Here is a 24,920-nt window from a genome sequence, read left to right on the forward strand (position 1 = left end):
CAACGGAGCAAGACAATGAGCTTCAATCTGCGCAATCGTTCGCTTCTGACCGTGCAGGATTATACTCCACGCGAATTCCGCTATCTCCTGGACCTCGCCCGCGACCTGAAGCGCGCCAAATATGCCCGAACCGAACAGCAACATCTCAAGGGCAAGGAAATCTGCCTGATCTTCGAGAAGACCTCGACGCGGACCAGGTGCGCCTTCGAAGTCGCCTGTTCGGATCAGGGCGCCAACGTGACCTATCTCGATCCGTCGGGCTCGCAGATCGGCCACAAGGAATCCTTCAAGGATACGGCGCGCGTCCTCGGGCGCATGTACGACGCGATCGAATATCGCGGATCCGCTCAGCAGGGCGTGGAAACCCTTGCCCGCTATGCCGGCGTGCCGGTCTATAACGGTCTGACGGATGAATACCATCCGACCCAGATGTTGGCCGACGTGATGACCATGCGGGAACACAGCGACAAGCCGATCGCCGATATCAAATATGCCTATGTCGGCGACACGCGCTCGAACATGGGACATTCGCTGTTGATCGTCGGCTGCCTCGTCGGAATGGATGTGCGCATCTGCGGCCCCAAATCGCTCTGGCCGTCGGAGGAATATATGCAGATCGCCAAGGAGCTGCAGCAAAGATCCGGGGCGCGGCTGCTGGTCACGGCAGATGTCGAGGAGGCTGTGCGCGGCGTCGACTTCGTTCATACCGATGTCTGGGTCTCGATGGGCGAACCCAAGGACGTCTGGCGTGAGCGCATCAAGCTTTTGACGCCCTATCAGGTCAACAAGGCCCTGATGAAGGCAACGGGCAATCCCCAGGCCAAGTTCATGCACTGCCTGCCGGCGTTCCATGACAGCGAGACGGTGCTCGGCAAGCAGATCGCCGAAGACTACGGCATGGATAACGGCCTCGAAGTGACGGATGACGTCTTCGAGTCCGAGGCCAATGTCGCCTTCGAGCAGGCCGAAAACCGCTTGCACACGATCAAAGCGCTGCTTGTTGCGACCTTGGGAGACTAAGATGCGTGTCGTTATCGCGCTTGGCGGCAATGCCCTTCTCCGGCGCGGAGAAGCCATGACCGCGGATGTCCAGAGGCAAAACGCGCGGGTCGCGGCGGAAGCGATCGCGCCGCTGGCCGCCGACCATCAGCTGATCATAACGCACGGCAATGGACCGCAGGTCGGGCTGCTGGCGCTTCAAGGGGCGGCTTACAAACCCGACGAGGCCTATCCACTCGATGTGCTCGGCGCGGAAACCGAAGGCATGATCGGCTATATGCTCGAACAGGAGCTCGGCAATCTGCTGCCGTTCGAGCAGCCTCTGGCAACGCTTCTGACCATGGTCGAGGTCGACGGCTCCGATCCCGGCTTCCAGAATCCGACAAAATTCGTCGGCCCGGTTTACGACAAGGCCGATGCCGACCGTCTTGGCACGGAAAAAGGCTGGGTGTTCAAGCAGGACGGCGAGAAGTGGCGGCGTGTGGTCGCGTCACCGTTGCCGAAGCGCATCTTCGAGATCCGTCCGGTGCGGTGGCTGCTGGAACAGCGAACGATCGTCATCTGCGCCGGCGGCGGCGGCATTCCGACGATGTACGAAACGGGCAGCGACCGAAAGCTGATCGGCGTCGAAGCCGTGATCGACAAGGATTTGTGCTCGGAGCTTCTGGCGCGGGAACTCGATGCCGATCTTCTGATCATGGCAACCGACGCCCGCGCCGTCTGCACGGATTGGGGCAAACCGTCTCAAAAGGCCATTCACAAGGCCCGTCCCGAAGATATGAAACAATTTTCCTTCCCGGCCGGTTCGATGGGACCGAAGGTCGATGCCGCATGCCATTTCGCCGAGGGGGCCGGAAAGGCCTCCGCAATCGGAGCCTTGGCCGATATTGCGGCGATGGTGCGCGGCGAATGCGGGACGATCATCAGCAGCCGTTTCTCTGAGCTGACCTGGCACGCGTGAGCGTGCCGACATTGCATCAGGAGATGGCCGGGCGCGTTGCAGCCCCTGCTGCCATCTCCTCGCTGTCGACGGGCGCTGCTGCCGCGTTTCGTCTTTGCCAGACATAGACGGGGATCCCGAGCATGAGCAGGACGAGACCGTAGAGCACCGGCTCGGCGCCCGAACCGTAGAGGGTGAACATCGCGAAAATGAAGGCGATGAGTTCGATCGCGGTGACGCGCGGGAAACCCCGTCCATTGCTCAAGCGGGCGGCTACCAGGGTTCTGGCAAGCGAGCAGAAGGCATAAGGGACGACCGCCGTCATCGTGCTCAGCCCGACCATCAGGCGATAGACGGCGGCAAAGCCCTCGGAGCCAAGGGCCTGGACGACGACCAGGAGGGTCGCAAGCGAGGCCGAGACGACCATGCCGACGGCCGGAACGCCGCGGGGCGAGAGCCGTGCAAAGAGCGGAGGGAACAGACCGTCCCGGGCGGCGGCCATCGGAACCTGCCCCATCAGCAGCGTCCAGCCATTCAGCGCGCCGATGGATGAGAGAATGACGGCGATCGAGATCGCCAGCTCTCCGCCGCGTCCCCACATGATACCTGCAGCCTGAGAGAACGGCGCCACCGAATGGACGAGTTCCTGGCGGGGCACAAGGCCCATCACGACGATCGTGCCGAGCACATAAAGAGCTGCGGCGATCGAGATTCCGAGGACGGTTGAACGGGGGATGGTTCGTTCCGCGTCCTGGACATCGCCTGCGGGAACGGTCGCCGATTCGAGCCCGAGATAGGCAAACATGGTCAGAGGCGCCAGCGCTGCGATCGACCCGAGGAGCGGCTGGCCGCTGGGGTTGAATTCGGAGAAATGCGACGTGTCGATGTATAGGAGGCCGATAATGGCAACGGCGCCGAAGGGAATGAGCTTGGCGTAGGTGGTAACCTGCGCAAACAGTCCGGCCGCATGGACACCGCGGAGATTGACGAGCACGATCGCCCAGATCACCCCGAGCGTCAGACATGTCGCGGTGAAGCGGTTGCCGAGCGCAGGAAAGAGATCGACCATCACGCCGGCAAAGGCAATGGCAATGACGGGAAGCGATGTCCAGATGGAGATCCAATAGCCCCAGGCAATGAGGAAGCCGGCGAAATCGCCATAGGCCAGCCGCGTATAGGCGTAGGGACCGCCGACGGCCGGCACGAGACTGGCCAGCCGGGCGAAGGTGAGGCCGAGGCAGATTGCACCGGCTCCCATGATGATCCAGACGATGATGGCAAGGTTGCCGTAGGGCGCAACGGCGGCCGGCGAAAGATAAAAGCCGGAACCGACCATGTTTCCGACGACGATGGCGGTGCAGGCGGCCAGTCCCAGGCTCTTGCCATTCGGCGACATTGCCATCAGATCCCCTCCGAGAGGCCGTCTGCCTGGTGCCGATGGCTCCCCGGGCGGCCATTTCCAAGAGTGATCTTCACTCCAACGATCAACAGTCGCAATCCGGTTCAATGCGTAGTCGTCGATCGTCTTCGATCCCTTCACGATCGGCACGGAAACGCTAGAATAAAAATGGCGGGTCGGCCGCAGGGAGATGGCGATGTGAGCGAGCAGGGGTTTCTACGCATCTCGATTGCGGCCACCGTGGTGATTGCCGCCCTTGGCATCGTCTTCGGCATTCTTTCGGGTTCCTTCTCCATCGCCTTCGATGGGGTCTATTCACTGGCCGATGCAGCGATGACCGGGCTTGCGCTATGGGTTTCGAGCCTGATCGTGAAATCGGCGCAGAGCGATGCGGTGTCGGGCAGAATCCGCAACCGCTTCACCATGGGCTTCTGGCACCTGGAGCCGATCGTGCTGATGCTTAACGGCTGCCTGCTGATGACGGTCGCGGTCTATGCACTGATCAACGCGATCATCAGCATCCTCAACGGCGGGCATGAACTCCATTTCGGCGTCGCGATCGCCTATTCCGCCGTGACCGTGCTTGTTTGTGCTGCCATGGCCGCTGTGGGCATCAGGCTGAATCGCGGCCTGAAATCCGATTTCATATCCCTCGACATCAAGGCCTGGATCATGTCGGGCGGCATTGCGCTTGCCTTGCTGATCGCCTTTCTCATCGGCCTTGCCGTGCAGCCGACGCCTTTAGCCTGGGTCGCCAGCTATGTCGACCCGGCGGTTCTGGGATTGGTCTGCCTGGTGATGATCCCGCTTCCGATCGGCACGGTCTGGAAGGCGCTGACCGAGATCCTGCTGATTGCGCCGGTCGATCTCCAGGAGCATGTCGACCAGGTTGCCGCGGCGGTGGTTCATCGCCTCGGTTTCCTCTCGCACCGCGCCTATGTCGCTCGCGTCGGCAGGGCAATGCAGATCGAACTCTATTTCATCGTGCCCGAGGGGCTGCCTGCGAAGACGGTCGAGGAATGGGATGCGCTTCGAGACGAGATCGGCGCCGCAATCGGCGATGAGAGCGCCAATCGCTGGCTGACGATTGCCTTCACCGCCGATGCGGAATGGGCAGAATAGCTAGTCCCGGGCTCCCTGCACGTTCGCCTTCACCAAGCTTCTGCGCCCATCTTGATTGCGATCAACGACGATTGTGCGCCCGGCATGTACGGTTTTCCAGCCTGAGACGAGTGCGGCTGCGCGGCGCGCGGCTGCCTCTGAACACCGGGTTCTGGAGGGGCGCATGGAATTCCATAAGGCATTTCCGGTCGCCGTCATCGACGAGGATTTTGACGGCAAGAGTGCTGCCGGGCGCGGAATGCGCGATCTGGCGGCGGCGATCGAGAACCAAGGTTTCCGCATTGTTTCCGGTCTCTCCTATGAGGATGCGCGCCGGCTCGTGCATATCTTCAACACGGAATCCTGCTGGCTCGTTTCCGTCGACGGCACCGAGGACAAGGCCTCGCGCTGGCAAGTGCTGGAAGAGGTCCTGAGCGCGAAGCGCCGGAAGAACGGTCGGCTGCCGATCTTCCTCTTCGGCGACGACACGACCGCCGAGGATGTCCCGGCCGGTGTGCTGCGTCACGCCAATGCCTTCCTGCGGCTTTTCGAGGATTCGGCGGAGTTCATGGCGCGCGCCGTCGTGCAGGCCGCCCGCAATTACCTCGATCGGCTGCCGCCTCCGATGTTCAAGGCATTGATGGATTATACGCTCGAGGGCGCCTATTCGTGGCATACGCCCGGCCATGGCGGCGGCGTCGCCTTTCGGAAAAGCCCGGTCGGGCAACTCTTCTACAGCTTCTTCGGCGAGAATACGCTGAGATCCGATATTTCGGTGTCCGTCGGCAGTGTCGGTTCGCTGCTGGACCATGTTGGACCGATCGCCGAGGGGGAGCGCAATGCCGCGCGTATCTTCGGCACGGATGAGACCCTCTTCGTTGTCGGCGGTACGTCGACCTCCAACAAGATCGTCTGGCATGGCATGGTTGGGCGCGGCGATCTCGTGCTCTGCGACCGTAACTGCCACAAGTCGATCCTGCACTCGCTGATCATGACAGGCGCCACACCCATCTATCTGACGCCGTCGCGCAACGGGCTCGGCATCATCGGTCCGATTTCCAAGGATCAGTTCACGCCCGAAGCGATCGCCCGCAAGATTGCGGCCAGTCCCTTTGCCGAGCAGACGAGCGGCAAGGTGCGGCTGATGGTCATCACCAACTCCACCTATGACGGCCTCTGCTACAATATCGATGCGATCAAGGCATCGCTTGGCGACGCCGTCGAAGTGCTGCATTTCGACGAGGCCTGGTATGCCTATGCGAATTTCCACGAATTCTACGACGGGTTCCACGGGATTTCGTCGAACCAGCCCGCGCGGTCGCAAAACGCCATCACCTTCGCCACCCACTCGACGCACAAGCTGCTGGCGGCGCTTTCGCAGGCCTCGATGATCCATATCCAGCATGCGGAGACCAAGCGTCTCGACATCACCCGCTTCAATGAAGCCTTCATGATGCACACCTCGACCTCGCCGCAATATGGCATCATCGCCTCCTGCGATGTCGCAGCCGCGATGATGGAGCAGCCGGCCGGGCGCGCGCTGGTGCAGGAGACGATCGACGAGGCAATCAGTTTCCGCCGGGCGATGAATGCAGTGAGAAAACAGACGGAAGGCAGCTGGTGGTTCGATGTCTGGGAGCCGACGGTTGCCGAGCAGACGCCGAGCGACACCCATGCCGACTGGGTGCTGAAGCCTGATGATGCCTGGCACGGGTTCACTGGCCTGGCCGAAAATCACGTCATGGTCGACCCGATCAAGGTCACCATCCTGTCGCCAGGCCTGTCGGCGAGCGGGGTGATGGACGAGCATGGGATACCGGCGGCCGTCATCACCAAGTTTCTGTCTTCCCGTCGCATCGAGATCGAAAAGACCGGCCTCTATTCTTTCCTCGTGCTTTTCTCGATGGGCATTACCCGCGGCAAGTGGAGTACGCTCGTCACCGAGCTCCTGAATTTCAAGGATCTTTATGACGCCAACGCGCCATTGAACCGGGTGTTGCCGGCCCTCGCCGCAGCCCATCCGGAAGCTTATGCCGGGATGGGACTGAAGGATCTCTGCGAGCAGATCCATGCGATCTATCGCAAGGACGATGTGCCGAAAGCACAGCGCGAGATGTACACGGTCCTCCCCGAAATGGCATTGCGTCCCGCCGATGCCTACGACCGGCTGGTCAAGGGCCGGATCGAAAGCGTCGAGATCGACGATCTCATGGACCGCATCCTCGCCGTGATGATCGTTCCCTATCCGCCTGGAATTCCCTTGATCATGCCGGGCGAGCAGATCACCCAGTCGACGAAGTCGATCCAGGATTACCTGCTTTACGCCCGTGCTTTCGACCGCAAGTTCCCCGGTTTCGAAACCGATATTCACGGCCTTCGCTTCGCGCCTGGTGACGACGGACGCCGCTATCTTGTCGATTGCATTGCAGAGGAGCGGCAGAATGATCCCGCGTGATGTGAAGGCTCCGACGGTCGCCATACCCTTCCACAAGATGTTGAAGATCGTCGCGATCATCGACCGTGACAATTCCCAGGCTCAGGAACTGGTGTCACAGATCACCGCCCAGGGCTTCGAGGTGGAGCAGCGCGACGCCTACTCAGCCGACGTGTCCGAAGATGCGGACGTTGGCGCCTATATCGGCTCGGTCGAGGGCGGGCGGCTTCCTTCGGCGCGCAGCTTCCTTCGTTCCGTCAGAGACATCGGCTTCCGTACGCCAATCTGGGCAATGGCCGATACGTTGACGATTGCGCATATGGATGTCGTCGAGATGGCCGGCGAGGTGGATGGTTTCGTCTATCTCGGCCAGCAGACGCCGACCTTCTATGCCAAGCAGATCGTGTCCAGTGCGGTCAATTACGGCAAGTCGCTGCTGCCGCCCTTCTTCGGCGGCATGATGGCCTATGACGGCGAGGCCAACATCGCCTTCGATTGCCCAGGGCATCAGGGCGGCCAGTTCTATCGGAAATCGCCGGCCGGCCAGCTCTTCTTCAAATATTTCGGTGAGAGCATCTTCCGAAACGACCTATGCAATGCCGACGTCGATCTCGGCGATCTCCTGATTCACGAAGGTCCCGCCGTCGAAGCCCAAAAGCAGGCGGCCCGCATCTTCGGAGCGGACCGCACCTATTTCATCCTGAACGGCACGAGCACCTCCAACAAGGTTGTCGCCAATGCGGTGCTGCGCAGCGGCGATCTCGTGCTCTTCGATCGCAACAATCACAAATCCCTGCATCAGGGCGCTCTCGTGCAGGCCGGCGCCATCCCGATCTATCTGCCGACTGCCCGCAATTCCTTCGGTATGATCGGCGCAGTCGACTGGGCGGCCTGGGACGAGGGCTTGCTGCGGCGAAAGATAGAGGAACATCCACTCGTCACCGACAAGAGCCGCGCCAAGGCGGAGAGGCCTTTCCGTCTCGCCTGCATCCAGCTCGCGACCTATGACGGCACGATCTACAATGTCAGCCAAGTCATGGAGAAAATCGGCCATCTCTGCGACTACGTGCTCTGGGACGAAGCCTGGATCGGCTACAACGCCTTCCACCCGCTCTTCGACGGCCATAGCCCGATGCGTCTCAAAGGCCTCACGGCTGATATGCCCGGGCTGTTCTCCACCCAGTCGGTCCACAAGCAGGGCGCCGGTTTCTCGCAGGCATCACAGATCCACAAGCGGGACGAACATATCAAGGGCCAGCGCCGCTTCGTCGAACACAAGCGCTTCAATGAATCGCTGCTGATGAGTGTCTCGACCTCTCCCTTCTATCCGCTGTTTGCCTCGCTCGACGTCAACGCCAAGGTGCATGAGGGCAAGGCCGGCGAGATGCTTTGGGATCGCTGTATCGAACTCGGGATCGAGGTTCGCAAGAAGCTGCGCGGTTTCGTCGATCATTACGAGTCCAAAGCCGCAAGCACCGAGGAACAATGGTTCTTCGATCCCTTCGTGCCGGACAGGGTCTCGGTCGTGGGCTCGAAACATACGGGCGATCTTGCCGATACCAAATGGGAGGATATCCCGACCGATGTGCTGAAGCGCGAGCAGCAATGCTGGCGGTTCGATCCGGAGGCGAGCTGGCATGGTTATGCCGGCTATTCGCCCGGCTACACCATGGTCGATCCCAACAAGCTCACACTGCTCACCCCGGGCATCGACCGGACGACCGGCGAATATCGTGAGTTCGGCATCCCGGCGACTGTTGTCGCTAACTACCTGCGCGAACAGCGGGTGGTGGCGGAAAAATGCGATCTGAACAGCCTGCTCTTCCTGCTGACGCCGGCAGAGGACGAAAGCAAGCTGAATACGCTCGTCGCCAAGCTGGTGAAGTTCAAGAACCTCTGCGATCGCGATGCGCCATTGCCGGAGGTGCTGCCGACCGTATTTGCGGCCAACCGCGAACGCTATGCAGGCTACACGGTTCGGCAGGTCTGCAAGGAGATGCATTCCTTCTATCGTAGTGCCGGCGTCAAGGACTTGCAGCGGCTCTGCTTCCGCTCCGAGAGTTTTCCGGAGCCGGCGATCGCACCGAAACAGGCCTATGAAGCGCTGGTCGCCAACAATGTCGACTACGTGCCGCTCGCCGAGGCTGCCGGCCGCATTTCGGCGACGCTGGCGCTGATTTATCCACCGGGTATCGGTGTCATAGTGCCCGGAGAGCGCTGGGACGACCGGGCGCGGCCGATGCGGGACTATTTCCTGGCCTTCGAGGAATCCTTCAACCGCTTCCCGGGATTCAATTATGAGGTCCAGGGCGTGTTCCAGGAACGGATCGACGGGCGGATCAAGTTCTATACGTATGTCGTGCGCGAGTAGGGGACGGAGGATCTCATCATGACCGACAATACAATGCATCTCGCGACCGAAACCACCGCCAAGAAGAAGATGAACCTGGTGCAGCTCACCTTCATCGTCGCCGTCAACATGATGGGATCGGGCATTATCATGCTGCCCGCCAACATGGCGCAGGTCGGGGCGATCTCGCTGCTCTCCTGGATTGTGACCGCCGTCGGCTCGATGGCGATTGCGTATGGGTTCGCGCAAGCCGGGCTGTTCAATCAGCGACCCGGCGGCATGTCCGCCTATGCCGAGGACGCCTATGGGAAGGACGGCTATTTCATGGTGTTCTTCCTGTATTTTCTGTCGCTCGCCATCGGCAATGTTGCGATAGGGATTTCGGCCGTCGGCTATCTCGCCGGTTTTTTCCCGGCGCTGACCTCGACGCCTGTTATGACCTGCGTGGCCTTGATCATTCTTCTCTGGCTGACGACCGCCGCCAATTTCGGCGGTCCGCGCATCACGGGGCGCATCGGCTCGGTCACGGTATGGGGCGTTATCCTGCCGGTCGGACTGCTGTCGATCATCGGATGGCTCTGGTTCAGTTCCAGCACCTTTGCCGCCGCCTGGAATCCGCAGGGACTGTCGCTCGGGCAGGGGATGGGATCGAGCATTTCCCTGACCCTCTGGGCCTTCCTCGGTATGGAGTCGGCTGCGCAGAATTCGGATGCCGTCGAGAACCCGAAACGAGATGTGCCGCTCGCCTGCATGTTCGGCACGCTTGGGGCCGCCGTCATCTACATCCTGTCGACGACGGTCATTCAAGGCATCGTGCCGAATGCCGATCTCGCCGCATCAACTGGTCCGTTCGCGCTCGCCTATGCCACGATGTTCAATCCGACGATCGGTTCGATCATCATGGCGCTTGCCGTGCTTGCCTGCCTGGGTTCGCTGCTCGGGTGGCAGTTCACTATCGCACAAACCGCGCGGACGGCTGCGGAAGAGCGGATGTTCCCTACCGTGTTTTCACGGGTGAACGAGATGGGCGCGCCGGTCCAGGGTATGATCATCCTCGGCGTCGTGCAGACGGGCCTGGCGCTGATGACGATATCGCCGACCCTCAGCGAACAGTTTTCCGCTCTCGTCAACCTCGCGGTCGTCACCAATGTGCTGCCATACATCATCGCGCTGTCCTCACTCTTCGTCATCATGAAGGCGGCGCGCGTGCCGCAGGCGAAATACCGGCTTAATGCCGTCATTGCGCTTGTCGGCATGCTCTACAGCGTGTTCGCAATCTACGCCTCCGGCAAGGACGCCGTGCTTGGCGGCATGCTGGTCACGGGTATCGGTTTCATCATTTACGGCCTGATCGCGCCGCGCTTTACAAGCGGCGCGAACCGCGCGCCGGCAGAATAGCGCAGGGGAGGAAGAACCATGTCAATCAGCAAAGGGCGGTTAACAGCGATTGCCGCCTCCATCTTCATCGGTGCGCTGGCGACGGGCGCCTTTACCCCAGCTGCGGCACAGACGCTGGACCGTATCCGCAGCAGCAGTTCGCTGAAGCTCGGTTATGACCCCGATGCAAGGCCGTTTTCGTTCAAGTCGGACCAAGGTGCGCCCGATGGTTATGCGGTCGCGCTTTGCAACAAGATTGCCGACAGCGTGAGGGCGGAGCTGAAACTCTCGCAGTTGAACATAGAATGGATTCCTCTCGGCAACGATGCCCGGCCGCGGGCCATACAGGACGGCGTAGTGGATCTCGTCTGCGCGGCTGAGCCGGTGACGATCAGCCGCAGGCAGGAGGTTTCGTTCTCGCTGCCGATTTTTCCGAGCGGCACGGGCGCGCTGCTGAGAGCCAGTGCGCCTCTGGCCTTGCGCGAGGTCCTGGAATACGGGCAGCCGTCGAGCCGGCCGATCTGGCGTGGCTCTCCAGCGCGCACCATCCTTGAGCACAAGACTTTTTCGGCGATTGCCGGGACCACCAGTGAACGGTGGCTCTCCGACAGGATCGAGACATTTCAGCTGGCCGCAACGACGGTGCCGGTCAACAACTACCAGCAGGGCGTCGACCGCGTTCGTGACGGCAGTTCGGCGGTGCTGTTCGGCGATATGTCGCTGCTGATGGACGCTGCGGCACGCAGCGATGATTCCGGCAACCTCATCGTCCTGAAGCGACATTTTACTTTCCAGCCGCTGGGGCTCGAGTTGGCCAGGGGCGATGAGGACTTCAGGCTCAGCGTCGATCGGGCACTCAGCCTGACCTATGCCGCCCCGGAATTCCGGGCGTTCTTCACGACCTGGTTTGGCCCGCCGGACGAGCCGATCGAGACTTTCTTCCGCCAGACTGCATTGCCGGAATAGCACAAAGCACAGGCTGCCAAACCACAAGCGTCGGCATCGAGCACCGGTGAGGTCAAACGGCGTATTCACGGGAGGGCGCGATGGGCTCGCAAGGCGGGCAAGGCGATCCGATAGCTGAACCCGCAAGGGTCCGTGCGCAGCTTGATCGCATCCTATCGAGCGTGGAATTTCAGGCTCCGGATCGGAGCCGGCGGTTTCTGGCCTATATCGTCGATGAAACCCTGGCGGGACGAGAGACAAACCTGAAAGCCTACGCGATTGCCCAGGCGGTTTTCGGCCGGGATGCGTCCTTCGATGCGCAAAACGATCCGGTCGTTCGCATCGAGGCCGGGCGTATTCGCCGGGCTCTGGAGCGCTATTATCTGGTGGTCGGGCGAGGCGATCCTATCCAGATCACCATCCCCAAGGGCCGATACGTACCGAACTTCATCGTAAATCAGTCGGCCATCTCACCAGGAAGCCGTTCCGCGCCAAAGAGCAATCAGTTGCACGAGGCGCCGGCGGCACAACAGAAGCAGTCATTTGCCTATCGGGACCTTCTCCTGCCGATTGGCGTGCCGCTTGTTCTCGGCCTGATGGCGATCCTCTCTCTGATACGGCCGCTCGAAGGGCTTTTCGGCTCCTCCATCCCCTCCGGCGCCCCGGTCTCCTCCAAGGGAGACCAAGTGAAAGCTGAAATCCTCGTGGAGCCTCTGGTCGGAACAGGTCGTGGGAACGGCGATGCAGACATTGCCCGGGGGCTGACCGATGAGGTGATCGCGCAGTTGACGAAGAACAAGTCCGTCATCGTCAAGTCGGCCGGTCCGCAAACGCAGATCGCGGCGTCAAACCAACCGCAGCTTTCGCTGCAGGGAAGCCTGGGAACTGAAGGTTCCAGGCTGCATGTCCAAATCCGGCTGGTCGATCGCGCCAACGGAACGGTGACCTGGACAGGCGCTTATGACAGAACCTTTCAGGACCGAAGTCTTCTCGACGTCCAGGAAGAAATCGCCCGGCAGATCGCCGACGCGATATCGAGCCGGCAGTAGCGTCAACCCCCATCGCAAGAGCTTACGTGATGCTACAGGCGCTTGCAGCCTGACAATGCTAGTGTTTGGCTGGGGCATTTGTTCAGGCCGCCCCTGGTCGAATGCGCTACGGGCGAGGGTTCATGCAAAACGACATCACCGTACACATCGTCGACGATGAGGAGGAGTTCAGAAAGTCTCTGACCTTCCTGCTCGTCTGCGCCGGCTTTGCGGTGCGTACACACACGTCGGCGACTGCGTTTCTGGATCAGCCTCTTTCGGAAGGAAAATGCTGCCTGCTCACCGAACTCAGGATGCAAGGGATTGATGGCCTGGAACTGCTGGAATGTCTGAAGGCGCATCACAACGGCATACCGGCTATCGTTATCAGCGGCGACGGCGATATCGCACTGGCAGTTCAGGCAATGAAAGCGGGCGCCGTCGACTTCATTGAAAAACCTTTCAAGGAAGATGTCCTCATTGCCGCGATCAAGGAAGCGATAGCGCATTCGGAGATATCGGAGGAACAGCGGGACGATGTCGTGCTGGCGCGTATTCACCAATTGACCCAGCGCGAGCAGCAGGTGCTGACCGGGATCGTCGATGGGCTTCAAAACAAGCAGATTGCTTTTGAACTCGGCATCAGCGCCCGCACCGTCGAAGTCCATCGTCCAAATGTCATGGCAAAGATGAAGGCTCGCAATCTCCCTCAACTGATGAAGATGGTGATCCCACTCAGGCCTTCAGGCAATGCCTGGCTGCGGTCCGCCGGCTGAAATCGAAAGCGCCGCCTTGGGATACCGAGCCCGACACGCTCTTCTTTCCTGCACGAAGCCAAGCACTTGACTGGGATCAATGCGCGAAGGCGGTGCTGTCGGTATGCTTGTCCAAATGGGCAGGAGAGACGGAGATTGCCATGCGTAACCTCGAGGAGAGGAACGCGATCGCGCCATCGCGCATCTCTGCGATAACCAGGGCTGCAGTGACCGAGATTCGGCAAGCGCCGCTGCTGGTGCTTATCGTGTTCGTTCCGATCGTCATTCTGCTGGAGCAGACCTCTCCTCAAGCGCATACGCTTCTTTTTGCCATGTCGGTCTGTGCGATCGTGCCGCTGGCGATGCTTTTAAGTCGCGCAACCGAGGCGGTCTCCGCGCGGACGGGCGATGCGGTCGGAGGCTTGCTGAATGCCACTTTGGGAAACCTGACCGAGCTGGTGATCTCGCTGGCTGCCTTGCAGGCCGGCCAGTATCTGCTGGTCAAGGCATCACTTGCCGGCGCCATCGTCACAAACACCCTGTTCATGCTGGGAGGTGCATTTCTCTTCGGAGGGCTGAAGCATCATGTGCAGGAATTCAACCGCGTCAATGCGCGCTTCCAGGCCTGCCTGTTATTCCTGGCGACTGTCGCCATCATGGTGCCGTCGATCATCAGCGATGTGGATCAAACGTCCGTCGTTTCGCAGAAACTGAGCCTGGGTCTGGCTGTGCTGCTCATCGCCGTCTATGCGATGGGAATGGTGTTTTCCCTGAAAACGCACCGCGAATTGTTTGCAAGCGTCAGCCATGCCGAGGAGAATCACGGTTCCTGGCCGATCACCGTCAGCGTCGTCATCCTTGTCGTCGTCACGCTTTTCGTCGCGCTGATCAGTGAAATCTTCGTCGGCTCGGTTCAGGGAGCGGCCGACCGCCTCGGCATGACGCCGGCGTTCGTCGGCTTCATTGTCGTGGCGCTGGTCGGGGGAGCGGCGGAAATGACAACCGCGTTTTCGGCAGCGCGCGCCAACCGCCTCGATCTCAGTGTCGGCATCGCGTTGGGAAGTGCCGCACAGATCGCGCTCTTCGTCGCACCGATCCTCGTCATCGTCAGCTATTTCATCGGGCCGGAACCGATGTCACTGCAATTCTGGCCCGGCGCGGTCACCATGATGCTCATCGCCACCATGGCGGCGACCTTCCTGTCCAATGGCGGTCGCGGTGTCTGGTATATGGGCGTCATGGCGTTGGCCGTCTATGCGATTTTCGGGCTTACGCTGTTTCTTTTGCCGCCTGCTTTGCCGTCCTGAAGGTTTATCCCTCACGTGCCTGAACGGAAGTACAGGCGCTGAATGATTGCCATCATCAGAGCGGTCGCCCATCCGAATATGATCCAGCCATTGACCGCTTCGAAAGTGGCGACCTGGCGCCATTCCTTTGCCAAGACAATATCGCCATAACCGACTGTGGTGAATGTAACGGTCGAAAAATACATGGCGTCCTCGAAGCTCGGCAGAGCCTCTATCGCCGAGTAAAATACCGCCCAAAGGCAGACATCGATCATGATCGGAATCATCAGATAGATGACCCATACCACGGTGATCGTAGTCGGCCGTTTCGACAGAAATTCGGGACGGGTCTCTTCCAGATGCCGAAAGACCTTGAGACCAGCGGACATGGATGCTGCTTGAATAGCAACGGTGGCGGCGATGAGGCTGCTGCCGAATACGAAGTGAAACAATGCCGATAACTCCTCCGCTCCATAGGCCGGCAGGAAGTAGTTTACCGTAAAATACGGCCCTCCCCGAAAAGACGAAGCTGCGACAGACTCGGCTATTGTGTCAGCGGCTGGGGCTTCAGGTTGTCGTCAAGCCGATCCGCGGCTGCGGCTGGTCGCCTGTTCCGGTTCAACGGCTGCTCGACGATGACTGCCGGCGCGGCGACCGCAGAGGCCGCAACAGTGCCAATTGTGGATACCGTGCCTCCGACGACGGCGGTAATCCCTTGCCCAAGGGTCACTTTTGAATCCGTCAGCGGCTGCCCGGTCATCAGACGCTGGCCGATCAATTGAACGATCTCCGGGCTCTCGGCGAACTTGCCGTGGTTGAGGCTATCCTTCGCCTTGACCTTTGTCAGATCGATCGCCGTGATGCCCGCCTTCTCCAGCTTTGTACGATAGGGTTCCGCCGTCGGGTCGATCGCTCCGAGGCGGGAGACACGCCCGCTGATGAACCGCGAGACGGCCAGCGCCTTGTCGTCCTGGGACATGAAGATCGTGAATTTCGGCCGTGGCGCACCCAGTTCGACATATTGTTTGGCGAAGACATCGATGTCGATATCGGGCGAGGCGAGGATGACATTGTGAATTTTCGCGTTCACGTGACCATCGCGGATCCCCATCTGGCGGAGGGATTCCATTGCCAGCCACGTTCCCATCGAGTGGGCGAGGATGGTTATGTCCTTGACGTTCGGGTCGCCCGCCAATGTGCGCAGGGCCTGCTCCAAAGCGGTGCGTGAATAGTTCGTGCTTTCCCTGTCGTATTGGTAGGCGACGACCTCGGCTCGCGATGGCCAGGTAAACAGCACCGGCGTTGCCTGCATTCCGCTGTCATGGACGATTTGCGCCAGGCGGAAGACCGAATCCTCGTAGGTGTTGTTGAAACCATGAATGAAGACCAGCGCGTGACCGCCTTTCGGATGCTGCCTGAACCACGCCCGGCCTTCAGCGATCGTCGAGACTTGCTGCACCCGGGTGACTGCGAAGTCCGTTGCCGGATTGGGCGGCAGACGCTCGGGCCACTGAACCGTTCCCGACTTGCGATTGGTCGGTATGGTGATGGATACCTCGGTCAAATGCGGCTTGGCACTTCGCTCACCGTTAAAAAGCGTCGCCGGATCGCCGGACGGTTGGCGGGTCGTGGCGACCAGCATGTCGACCTTTGCAGTAGGAGGCGTCGACGCCGTGGCCGCGAGTGGCGTCATGACACCGGTCTGGTGGCCACAGCTCGTCAGCATGAGCAGAGCCAGCAAGAGGCCGCACCTGTTCCTGCAATAAACCCCTGGAGGACGTATACCGAGTAATTTCACGCGGGCCGATACCCCCTCGTTTCCAAATCTGCATCTTGGCGTGACAAGCCTCACTGACCGCCGACGCCGTCGCTAAGCTAGCATCGGCAAACTCCAAAGGCCTGTAGCATCGCGTAACATCTATGCCGGCGCCCAGCAGCCCCGCCGGATCGGAATGGGGACCGGCCCGGCCTGGAGGGTTCTGCAAACCGTTTGATTGGTTCCCGCGAGACTATTGCAGCCACCGTCATGAGGGGCGAGTACTTTCCGGCCGGGATCGACACGATTTTCCACCGCAATTCCACCGCGACTACCGCATCCGAACCCAGAAAATGAGGCGGTGTGGAACGATCTGCGGCAGATCCCATTACGTATCTGATATATGTTGCAACGGCGTAAGATGAGGACGGCATGCACTCCATCCGCAACAAAGAGGGGGGACGGAAGAAACTTATGCTCAAGCTGCCAGCTTTGCGCGAGCAGTTGCGGCTCCTTTCGAACGATGCGATCGACGACCTTTTTGAGTCGTATGAGCTTGCCACCACCGCACTCGAACGCTTCAGCTTCAACTTGGAGAGCAACAGCAAACTGATCGCGGAATATAAACAGCTCTGCAGCGACATTGAAGCTGAAGTGGAAGTCTATGTGCACAGGATTAAATGGGGAGTTCCGTGACGACACCGTCTTTTATGGAAAGGGCAAGCATCCGTGATTGCGGTGAAACGCTCGCGATCGGAGTTCGTCTGGACGAGCGGCGTCGGCTCAGTGGAATAATTGCTAGTCTCGGTAATCAGGCCCAGCAATCAAAGATCAGCAGCTTGCCGGTTGTCCATCCGAGTCGATGCGAGGGGAGCCTGTTTTCCGAGGCGATTGGCGGGCGTCTGTGCGCTCCGATAAGAGTGGGGTGAACCCGACGCCGGTCGAAACCGCCATTGCCGTCACGATTTGTGCATGGCATCTTCCCGGGAGGATGCCACGTGTCGCTTCGATGTCGAGTTTTCCATTCCTTTTTGTGTAACTATCTGTCTTTTCAATGGAGGCTCGAATGAGCGTTGGCTTGATCGCCCTTCTTGATGATATCGCCGCCCTGGCAAAGGTGGCTGCGGCCTCGCTTGACGATATTGCCGGCCAAGCAGCCAAGGCAGGCGCGAAAGCGGCAGGCGTCGTCATCGACGATGCGGCAGTTACACCCCGCTACGTCACCGGATTTTCGGCAGCACGCGAATTGCCGATCATCGGCAAGATCGCGGTGGGTTCACTGAAGAACAAGCTTCTGATCCTGCTTCCCGCGGCGCTTATTCTCAGCCTTGTTGCACCGCAGGCGATCACACCGCTGCTGATGATCGGCGGGCTTTTTCTCTGCTACGAGGGCGTGGAAAAAGTCTACGCACTGGTGCTGCCGCATGCAGCCCATGCCCATGAATCGGCACTCGAGGCGACAAGCCTGGATGCGCAATCGCTCGAAGACCAGAAGGTCGCCGGTGCGATCAAGACCGATTTCATCCTGTCGGCCGAAATCATGGCGATTACGCTCGCCGCTGTGCCGTCAGGCAGCATATTCTCTCAGACCTTCATCCTTGCTGTTGTTGGGCTGGGTATAACGGCCATGGTCTATGGTGGCGTGGCGCTGATCGTGAAGGCCGATGATCTGGGCCTGATGATGGCGCGTGGGCAGGCGATGCCTCCGATGGGCCCGTTCTTGCGCGTGATCGGACGAGGGCTGGTCACTGGCATGCCTTATTTTCTGAAAGCACTCGGTATTGTCGGAACGGCTGCCATGATCTGGGTCGGCGGCGGCATCATCGTTCACGGGCTCGAGGCCTATGGCGTAGGCGGCCTTGCGCATCTGATCCATGGTGCCGGGGAGGTGGCCGTCCATGCCGTTCCCGTTCTTGCGTCCGTGCTGCGCTGGGCCGTCGAGGCCGCAGGAGCAGGCATCGTCGGTATTGTCGCCGGCTTGGTCACAATTCCGGTTGCAGGCTACGTTATCTCGCCAGCGTGGCGGTACCTCAAATCACTCCTGCCGCGTCGCCGGCGGAAAGAGGCGCTGGCGGACGGGAAAAAATGAATGTTGCGGCTAATCTACGGGCTGCGATGATCGGTCGGCTCGATGGTGACGCATCAGCCCATTTACAGCATCACAGCGGCCTTTGCGCCGCTGAAATCATGCTCTCGGGGTCCGAGCCGCAGTTGCTGTTAGCATTGACGGACATCCGGGACCGTCACTCCCGCCTTGCGCAGCCCTTCAACGCGGCGCTCAAAATCCTCGGGGTTGCGGAATGGAAGGACGCGGCGGCGGCGCTCGACGGAGAAATTGGGATTGATCTGGAGCGCCTTCTCCCACGCCTGTTGGCCCTCCTCTTTACGGCCGAGATGGCCGTAACATGACGCGAGCAGAGCATAGGCCGTTTCCGACTGAGCGTTTTGCTGAAGCCGCTGCTCGATCGCGATGATTGCTTGCCCATAGTCACCGAGAGAAAAGTGCGCGTCGGCGAGAAATTGGAACAGCACCTCGGGATAGTGCGGATCAAGCCGCATCGATGCGTCGAGCGTTTTAAGCGCAGTTGCGGGATCGCCGGAGAATATCTGGATATGGGCCATCAGCATCAGGAGTGCGGCGGAGTTCGGCGAGAGCGCGAGGCCGCGCAGCACTTCCGCCCGCGCCCGGTCCAATTCGCGGTTCCACATGCAGGCCATGCCCAGGGCGAAATGGCCGTTGGGCTGTTGCTCGGCCATTTCCACAGCTTGCTGCGCCAGATCCAGTCCGATCCGTAGCGAAGCTTCGGGATCGGTGCTCCAAGCGTTGATGTAGTCGAGCACATGGGTGAAGGAAATCAGTGCCTGCGCCGCCGCATAGCCGGGATCGATGGCGATCGCGTCCGCCGCCAGGCTGCGGGCGGCACAATTTCCCGTCCGGCTATGGGCCGACGCCTGTTCGCGGCCACGCAACAGAAGCTCATATGCGCGGACATCGACTGCGCGCCCCTGGGCTAAGCGATTCTGGTCGCCATGCGTGAGGTTCAGCTTGAGCGCTGTGACGATCTCCTGGGTCAGTTCATCCTGAACGGCAAAAATGTCGGTAAGGTCGCGATCGAACCGGCTTGCCCAGATATGCCCGCCATTGCTCGCGTCGATCAATTGCGCCGTAACACGCACGCGGTTGCCGGCCTTGCGCACGCTGCCTTCGAGGACATAACGGACGCCAAGCGCCTTAGCCATCTCAGGCACGGAGGCTGTTACGTTCTTGTAGACGAAGGATGAATTGCGGGCGATCACATGCAATTCGGACAGCTTCGAGAGGTCGGTAATGATGTCCTCGCTGATCCCGTCGGAGAAATATTCCTGTTCGGCGTCGCCGCTCATGTTGTTGAACGCCAGTACGGCGATGGAGGGCTTGTCAGGAACGGACGCAGCCGAAGGCAGTTTCGCCGCGTGCTGCTCTCCCGGTTGCCGTGCCGGGGCCGGCTGCGAAATGGGTCCGACCTGAAGCGAATAGGCCCGCATCGGCTCGGCGATATTCTTGAGCTGGATTGGCCCGAGATCGGTCACGGCGAGATCAAGCCGCGCTCTTACCTGGCGGTAGGCATCTTCGGAGAGACAGATGGCGCCGGGCTGGGCAACTCCCTCCAACCGCGCGGCGATGTTGACACCGTCGCCCATCAGATCGCCGTCGTTCTCCTCGACCACGTCGCCCAGATGGATCCCGACCCGGAACTCGATGCGATGCTCAGGCGGTACGCCGATATTGCGCTCGACCATGGCCGTCTGTACCTCGATCGCGCAGCGCACGGCGTCGACGACGCTGCGAAACTCGATGATGCTTCCATCTCCGGTGCGCTTGACGACACGGCCATTGTGCACGGCGATGGTCGGATCAACCAGATCGCTGCGCAGCGTTCGCAGCCGCGCCAGGATGCGATCCTCGTCCGCACCGGCAAGCCGGCTGTAGCCGACCACATCCGCGATCAGGATCGCCGCCAGTTTTCGCGTCACGCTCGTAGCCTCAGTTCCTCATCGGACCAAAATAGCACAGTGTGACGGCGGCGGCGCTAATCTTCGTCTTTCAGAGAAAAGGCGAACACGTAGTCGCCATCGTCCCTGGAATATGGCGCTCCGCCAACCGAGATTACGACATATTGCTTGCCGGTTTTCGGCGAGACGTAGGTCATGGGCGTGGCGCTCGAGCCGACCGGCAGAGGATATTTCCAGAGCTCATCACCGTTCTCAGCGTCGTAAGCGCGGATGTAATAGTCCTGGAAGCCAGCAAAGAAGACGACGCCGCCGGCGGTCGCCGACGTACCTGCGTAACTCGGCAGGCCCATCGGCATCGGCAGATTGGTTTTGATCTTGAACGGTCCGAGTTGTTCGGCGGTCCCGGCCGGGACCTGCCATGCAATTTTGCGGGTGTTCAGATCCACTGCCGTGACGGTCCCGAAGGGCGGCTGCGTGCAGGGAACGCGGAGCCTCGACGTCCACATTTCGGTGGCCATGCCGTAGGGCGTGCCGCGTTGTGGGGCGGAGGGGCCGTGTGCGGTCGTGGTCAGGGCAAAATCGATGTAGTCCTGGCGCGGAATGAGCGCGAAAAGGCTGGGCACGCGGATATCGTTCATAAAGACACGTTTGTTGGGCAGGTCGACCGACACGCTCCCCCAATTGAGGCCGCCGAGGTTGCCCGGCTGCTGAATCGCATATTGCGGGCCGATCGGGGTGAAATCGCCGTCGTAGCGCATCTTCCGAAAGGCGATGCGGCATGCCAGCTGATCGAACATCGTCAGACCCCAGGCCGTCTGCTCCGTCACCCGGTCCGCACCGATGGTCGGCATGCCGACGGAATAGGGCTGTGTCGGAGACAGTTTCTCCTCGGGGGCGCCGCCTTGCTGCGGCACCGGCTTCTCCTGAACCTCGGCAAGCGGTATGCCGGTCTGGCGGTTGAGCAGGAAAAGCTGCCCGCGCTTGGTGGTCTGCAGTAGTGCCGGTACGGTGGCGCCGTTGCCGTCGGGCAGGTCGATCAAAGCCGGCTGGGCCGGCAGGTCATAGTCCCAGATATCGTGATGCACGGTCTGGAACTTCCATTTCTCCCGTCCCGTCGTGACATCGAGCGCCACCAAAGTAGCATTGTATTGATCGGCGAAATCAGGGCGATTGACGCCGTAATAATCCGGGGTGGTATTGCCGAGCGGTGCATAGATGAGGCCGAGCTCGTCGTCGAATGCCGCCGTCGTCCACATGTTGGGCGTGGCCCTAGTATAGGTCTGGCCCGCCGGCGGGAGTTTGGTGATTTCGGGATTGCCGAGATCCCATGCCCATTCGAGCTCGCCGGTAATGACATTGAAGGCGCGGATGACGCCCGAGGGTTCGCCAACCTCCTGATTGTCTATGACCCAGCCTCCAATGACGATCAGATTTCGGGCAATCAGCGGCGCCGAAGTCTGGAAATAGTAACCTGACTTGACTTCACCCATGCCCTGGGAAAGCTCAACGGTGCCATTGTCTCCGAAGCCCTTGCAGGGTGCGCCGGTCTTGCTGTCGATCTCCAGGAGGCGGGCATCGATCGTCGTCTGCACCAGACGCTCATTGCAAAGACCGTCGGCGGATTGGACCTCCGGTGGCATCTTATAATAACCGAGGCCGCGGCAACGCTGCCAGTACGGCGCCGTCGCCTTGGGATCGAAGGTCCAGCGCGGTTTTCCCGTATCTGCGTCAAGCGCTGCGATTACGTCCGTCGGCGTGCAGGTATAGACCGTATCGCCGATCTGCAGAGGCGTGTTTTGATCGGCGCCATCGCTTTTGCCGGTGCGATATGTCCAGGCAAGATCGAGCTTGGCAACATTGCCGCGGTTGATCTGATCGAATGGGGCGTAGCGATCTCCGGCCGTACTGCGGCCGTAGGATGCCCAGTCGGAGGGCGAGTTGTCGCCCTTGGCGGTTTCGTAGGCGGGGATGTCGGCGGAAGGGTGGATCCGCCCGTGCGGTGTGAAAGCAAGGCTGAAACCTGCAGCGAAAAGAATGGCCGCAAGCAGAGTGCCGCCATAGAAGAGCTTACGGTTGGCGGTTGGCGAAAGCGACGGCGCAAAGAGAAGTGCAAAGCCCGCCAGCGCGATGGGAGACATCAGACGCGCAAAGAGCGCCCAGAAATTGAAACCCGACTCCCAAACTGCCCAGGGAAGGGTGAAAACGGCGACAAGCAGGACGATGAGGGCGCCTGACATCCGGCGGCGCCACAGCAGAAGCGCGGCAGCCAGATAAGCAAGCCCGGCAAAGGCGTAATAGGGCGAGCCGCCGAGGCCGAGCAGCAAGGCGCCGCCTCCCATCAGGCCCAATCCGATAAAGGCGAGAACAATCAAAAACAGGGTGGCCAGAAATTTCATAGTTTCCTCATCCAAATCCGCCGCCCGATCGCCTGGTCCAACTCCGACCACCGCATGGCGCCTGGGGAAGCACGGGCCATTGGGTTGATGGTCAGTTGTCTGGTCGTCGGGAGAGGGCGCTCTCTCGTTCAATTTGTTGCTGATGTACCTCTGGTCACTGACACGCGGCCGCGGCCCGGCAAAGATGCCGCCGCCGCCCGGCGGCGACAGCTTGCCAACCCAAATCGAGTCAATACTTCTGAAAGGGCCACAGATGTTTCTCGGCGAAAAGCTTGATCTAGCGAAGGGGCGACCGACAGGATTCGATTATATGCGATTACTGTTAGCCTTTTCAGTGCTTTGGATACATACGGCCCGCGTCACCTACGGCGACGACCTGTTTCTTTGGGAGTCATCTTTCCGTCCTGTCATGAAATCAGTGCTGCCGATGTTCTTCGTCTTGAGCGGATTCCTGGTGGCTGGCAGTCTTGAACGGTCGAAGACATTGATCTCCTTTCTCGGTAACCGATTTATTCGGATCTACCCTGCTCTTGCGGTGGAGGTATTGCTGGCTGCCTTTATACTCGGAGCGATCTATACAGAGTATGACCTGCGTGACTATTTCACCGATCCTCAGTTCTTTACCTATTTGCTGAATGTCACAGGCCACATCCACTTCAATCTCCCCGGTGTATTCCAGGACAATCCCGACGCCGCGATGGTCAACGGGCAGCTCTGGACGGTGCCCTTCGAGCTTGAGTGCTATGCCGCGATCGCCGCCCTGTTTCTGCTCGGCGTGGTCAGGCGGCGGGTGATCGCCCTTATTGCAACGCCGGCTTTGATCATCGGCTTCGGTATCGCAAGGTATTGGAAACATGAGAGCGATTGGGCCACGATGCCCACGACTGCGTCGGGCAATCTGCTCATCTGTGCGTTTCTCGTGGGGGTGACCTTTTATCTCTACAAGGACAAGGTCCTCTGGGATATGAGAATTTTCCTTGCTTCGGTGGCAATGATATTATGGGCCTACTGGTTCACGTCCTTTGGAGATTTCATTGCCATTCCGGCAACGGGATATGTCACGGTCTTCCTCGGCCTGACCTCGCCCCGCAAACTTGGCATTCTCAGTGGGGCCGACTATTCCTACGGCGTCTTCCTTTACGGCTATCCCATTCAACAGGCGTTCGTAGCGCTCGGGCCCTGGGCGCATAACTGGTGGTTGAACGGTATTGTCTGCAGCATCGTTGCGACCTGCTTTGCCGCCTTCTCGTGGAGATTCATCGAAAAGCCGGCGTTGAAATTGAGGAAACAAGTGACCTGGCTTGAAAACCTCAGCCTCCAACGCGGCGCAAAACGGCAATTGGCCGCCGCAGTCTCGAAATAGGCTTGTCGATCTCGAGGCCGGCAACTCCATCGCCTGAGGTCAGCAGGGATCGCCATGGCGGTGAGCCCTATTTCGTTGCGGCGTGGCTAGTTGCTGCCCGATGAACCGTAAACCTATGCCCGGCCTCACTTTTCAGGAATAACGAGCGGATGTTCGGTTCGGGGGGACACCGCAGCTACATTCCCGGCTCCTGTATAAGCCTCCCACACCTCAATCTTTCCGGTGGTGATTGCCGCGAATTGCTTGGCCTTTGGTGATGGAGTGTTCGCGCTGGATGAATAGTCGGATATTCAACCGCGCGGTTTCGTCGACTTGCTGGCGAAGTATTAGCAATATTTTAACGATAATAGATAAAATACTTTTATCGAACTTCTTTCGACTTTGGGTTTTGTCATGTCGTTGAGGGCTGGCGGTGGCTTGAAGGAGGTGAAGAGAGGAGCAGAATAATGCTGAAGAGCACGCTCATCGTGATCGCCATCTCCATCGCCGCCGGAGCGACCATTCGCGCCTGGGCTTTTGCGTTCTTTGCATTTCTGCTGGTCACGGCCTTGGGCGCCGTGAGTGTGCTGAAAGGCTCCTCTTCGACGGAAGCGCTTGCTTCTGGCCTCGAAGTGCTTGTATTGATGGAAATATGCTATCTGGCGGGCCTTTTTGCTTTCTCGTTGTGGGGGCACATTCAAAAGCGCCGGAAAAAGGACGCCATTGCCGAGCGCTCGCCTGTGACCGGCAAGCATCCCCACGGATAGAGCCATTGCCGAGGCCGCAGGATCGCTTGGCGCGTATATCTCATTCTGCTTG

At 60.0% G+C, this 24,920-nt stretch carries 19 protein-coding genes; 14 read left to right on the plus strand and 5 right to left on the minus strand.

What is annotated here, in order from left to right:
- Positions 1-15 precede the first annotated feature (15 nt).
- Both FFM81_RS04030 and arcC read left to right on the plus strand, forming a co-directional pair.
- The gene (locus tag FFM81_RS04030) at positions 16-1,020 is read left to right on the plus strand and encodes an ornithine carbamoyltransferase (protein WP_025416945.1); all 1,005 of its coding nucleotides are present in this window, start codon (positions 16-18) and stop codon (positions 1,018-1,020) included.
- A 1-nt stretch (position 1,021) separates the two neighbouring features.
- Positions 1,022-1,960, plus strand: coding sequence for a carbamate kinase (gene arcC / locus FFM81_RS04035; protein ID WP_003566160.1), 939 nt, complete (start codon positions 1,022-1,024; stop codon positions 1,958-1,960).
- Between the two features lie 16 nt (positions 1,961-1,976).
- Here arcC and FFM81_RS04040 read toward each other — a convergent pair whose 3' ends face one another.
- A complete protein-coding gene (locus FFM81_RS04040; protein ID WP_138384888.1) occupies positions 1,977-3,341 on the minus strand; it encodes an amino acid permease in 1,365 nt (454 codons plus the stop codon).
- A 165-nt stretch (positions 3,342-3,506) separates the two neighbouring features.
- Here FFM81_RS04040 and FFM81_RS04045 point away from each other — a divergent pair, with 165 nt between their 5' ends.
- The 8 genes from FFM81_RS04045 to cax all read left to right on the plus strand — a co-directional run bounded on the left by FFM81_RS04045 (position 3,507) and on the right by cax (position 14,635).
- Positions 3,507-4,460 (plus strand): cation diffusion facilitator family transporter, encoded by a 954-nt coding sequence (locus tag FFM81_RS04045; RefSeq protein ID WP_138384889.1) that lies wholly within the window; start codon positions 3,507-3,509, stop codon positions 4,458-4,460.
- A gap of 163 nt (positions 4,461-4,623) precedes the next feature.
- Entirely contained in the window at positions 4,624-6,894 is a 2,271-nt protein-coding gene (locus FFM81_RS04050) for an arginine/lysine/ornithine decarboxylase (RefSeq protein WP_138384890.1), read from the plus strand.
- Positions 6,881-9,244, plus strand: coding sequence for an ornithine decarboxylase (speC, locus tag FFM81_RS04055; protein ID WP_003566152.1), 2,364 nt, complete (start codon positions 6,881-6,883; stop codon positions 9,242-9,244). The genes FFM81_RS04050 and speC overlap by 14 nt, the downstream gene beginning before the upstream one ends.
- Positions 9,245-9,262: 18 nt before the next feature.
- Positions 9,263-10,621 (plus strand): putrescine-ornithine antiporter, encoded by a 1,359-nt coding sequence (potE, locus tag FFM81_RS04060; RefSeq protein WP_003566151.1) that lies wholly within the window; start codon positions 9,263-9,265, stop codon positions 10,619-10,621.
- A gap of 18 nt (positions 10,622-10,639) precedes the next feature.
- A complete protein-coding gene (locus FFM81_RS04065; RefSeq protein WP_025416940.1) occupies positions 10,640-11,566 on the plus strand; it encodes an amino acid ABC transporter substrate-binding protein in 927 nt (308 codons plus the stop codon).
- Between the two features lie 80 nt (positions 11,567-11,646).
- Positions 11,647-12,594 carry a hypothetical protein gene (locus FFM81_RS04070; protein ID WP_003566149.1) on the plus strand — a complete coding sequence of 316 codons (948 nt, stop codon included), beginning with the start codon at positions 11,647-11,649 and terminating at the stop codon, positions 12,592-12,594.
- A 122-nt stretch (positions 12,595-12,716) separates the two neighbouring features.
- The gene (locus FFM81_RS04075) at positions 12,717-13,349 is read left to right on the plus strand and encodes a response regulator transcription factor (RefSeq protein ID WP_138384891.1); all 633 of its coding nucleotides are present in this window, start codon (positions 12,717-12,719) and stop codon (positions 13,347-13,349) included.
- Between the two features lie 140 nt (positions 13,350-13,489).
- Positions 13,490-14,635: a calcium/proton exchanger gene (cax, locus tag FFM81_RS04080; RefSeq protein ID WP_003566147.1), complete on the plus strand. Its 1,146-nt coding sequence runs from the start codon at positions 13,490-13,492 to the stop codon at positions 14,633-14,635.
- A gap of 11 nt (positions 14,636-14,646) precedes the next feature.
- Here cax and FFM81_RS04085 read toward each other — a convergent pair whose 3' ends face one another.
- A complete protein-coding gene (locus FFM81_RS04085) occupies positions 14,647-15,066 on the minus strand; it encodes a potassium channel family protein (RefSeq protein WP_003566146.1) in 420 nt (139 codons plus the stop codon).
- A 92-nt stretch (positions 15,067-15,158) separates the two neighbouring features.
- Entirely contained in the window at positions 15,159-16,340 is a 1,182-nt protein-coding gene (locus tag FFM81_RS04090; protein ID WP_003566144.1) for an alpha/beta hydrolase, read from the minus strand.
- Between the two features lie 462 nt (positions 16,341-16,802).
- Between FFM81_RS04090 and FFM81_RS04095 the strand changes: the two genes are divergently transcribed.
- Both FFM81_RS04095 and FFM81_RS04100 read left to right on the plus strand, forming a co-directional pair.
- Positions 16,803-17,066, plus strand: coding sequence for a hypothetical protein (locus tag FFM81_RS04095; protein WP_097533989.1), 264 nt, complete (start codon positions 16,803-16,805; stop codon positions 17,064-17,066).
- A 370-nt stretch (positions 17,067-17,436) separates the two neighbouring features.
- Positions 17,437-18,459, plus strand: coding sequence for a DUF808 domain-containing protein (locus FFM81_RS04100; protein WP_138384892.1), 1,023 nt, complete (start codon positions 17,437-17,439; stop codon positions 18,457-18,459).
- 128 nt (positions 18,460-18,587) lie between these two features.
- On the opposite strand, the gene FFM81_RS04105 is transcribed toward FFM81_RS04100, so the two are convergent.
- Together FFM81_RS04105 and FFM81_RS04110 are read right to left on the minus strand one after the other, a co-directional pair.
- Entirely contained in the window at positions 18,588-20,384 is a 1,797-nt protein-coding gene (locus FFM81_RS04105) for an adenylate/guanylate cyclase domain-containing protein (protein WP_138384893.1), read from the minus strand.
- A 56-nt stretch (positions 20,385-20,440) separates the two neighbouring features.
- Positions 20,441-22,759: a membrane-bound PQQ-dependent dehydrogenase, glucose/quinate/shikimate family gene (locus tag FFM81_RS04110; RefSeq protein ID WP_003566136.1), complete on the minus strand. Its 2,319-nt coding sequence runs from the start codon at positions 22,757-22,759 to the stop codon at positions 20,441-20,443.
- A 253-nt stretch (positions 22,760-23,012) separates the two neighbouring features.
- Here FFM81_RS04110 and FFM81_RS04115 point away from each other — a divergent pair, with 253 nt between their 5' ends.
- Positions 23,013-24,122: an acyltransferase family protein gene (locus tag FFM81_RS04115; protein ID WP_128398143.1), complete on the plus strand. Its 1,110-nt coding sequence runs from the start codon at positions 23,013-23,015 to the stop codon at positions 24,120-24,122.
- A gap of 446 nt (positions 24,123-24,568) precedes the next feature.
- Positions 24,569-24,868, plus strand: coding sequence for a hypothetical protein (locus FFM81_RS04120; protein WP_003566132.1), 300 nt, complete (start codon positions 24,569-24,571; stop codon positions 24,866-24,868).
- The last annotated feature ends 52 nt before the right edge of the window (positions 24,869-24,920 follow it).

The organism is Rhizobium hidalgonense (assembly GCF_005862185.2).
Classification (GTDB): domain Bacteria; phylum Pseudomonadota; class Alphaproteobacteria; order Rhizobiales; family Rhizobiaceae; genus Rhizobium; species Rhizobium hidalgonense.

Bases quoted from the DNA above. Each gene is read 5' to 3' on its own strand.
- FFM81_RS04030 (WP_025416945.1), top strand. From the start codon at position 16: ATGAGCTTCAATCTGCGCAATCGTTCGCTTCTGACCGTGCAGGATTAT.
- arcC (WP_003566160.1), top strand. From the start codon at position 1,022: ATGCGTGTCGTTATCGCGCTTGGCGGCAATGCCCTTCTCCGGCGCGGA.
- FFM81_RS04040 (WP_138384888.1), bottom strand. From the start codon at position 3,341: ATGGCAATGTCGCCGAATGGCAAGAGCCTGGGACTGGCCGCCTGCACC.
- FFM81_RS04045 (WP_138384889.1), top strand. From the start codon at position 3,507: ATGGCGGGTCGGCCGCAGGGAGATGGCGATGTGAGCGAGCAGGGGTTT.
- FFM81_RS04050 (WP_138384890.1), top strand. From the start codon at position 4,624: ATGGAATTCCATAAGGCATTTCCGGTCGCCGTCATCGACGAGGATTTT.
- speC (WP_003566152.1), top strand. From the start codon at position 6,881: ATGATCCCGCGTGATGTGAAGGCTCCGACGGTCGCCATACCCTTCCAC.
- potE (WP_003566151.1), top strand. From the start codon at position 9,263: ATGACCGACAATACAATGCATCTCGCGACCGAAACCACCGCCAAGAAG.
- FFM81_RS04065 (WP_025416940.1), top strand. From the start codon at position 10,640: ATGTCAATCAGCAAAGGGCGGTTAACAGCGATTGCCGCCTCCATCTTC.
- FFM81_RS04070 (WP_003566149.1), top strand. From the start codon at position 11,647: ATGGGCTCGCAAGGCGGGCAAGGCGATCCGATAGCTGAACCCGCAAGG.
- FFM81_RS04075 (WP_138384891.1), top strand. From the start codon at position 12,717: ATGCAAAACGACATCACCGTACACATCGTCGACGATGAGGAGGAGTTC.
- cax (WP_003566147.1), top strand. From the start codon at position 13,490: ATGCGTAACCTCGAGGAGAGGAACGCGATCGCGCCATCGCGCATCTCT.
- FFM81_RS04090 (WP_003566144.1), bottom strand. From the start codon at position 16,340: ATGCTGACGAGCTGTGGCCACCAGACCGGTGTCATGACGCCACTCGCG.
- FFM81_RS04095 (WP_097533989.1), top strand. From the start codon at position 16,803: ATGCACTCCATCCGCAACAAAGAGGGGGGACGGAAGAAACTTATGCTC.
- FFM81_RS04100 (WP_138384892.1), top strand. From the start codon at position 17,437: ATGAGCGTTGGCTTGATCGCCCTTCTTGATGATATCGCCGCCCTGGCA.
- FFM81_RS04110 (WP_003566136.1), bottom strand. From the start codon at position 22,759: ATGAAATTTCTGGCCACCCTGTTTTTGATTGTTCTCGCCTTTATCGGA.
- FFM81_RS04115 (WP_128398143.1), top strand. From the start codon at position 23,013: ATGTTTCTCGGCGAAAAGCTTGATCTAGCGAAGGGGCGACCGACAGGA.
- FFM81_RS04120 (WP_003566132.1), top strand. From the start codon at position 24,569: ATGCTGAAGAGCACGCTCATCGTGATCGCCATCTCCATCGCCGCCGGA.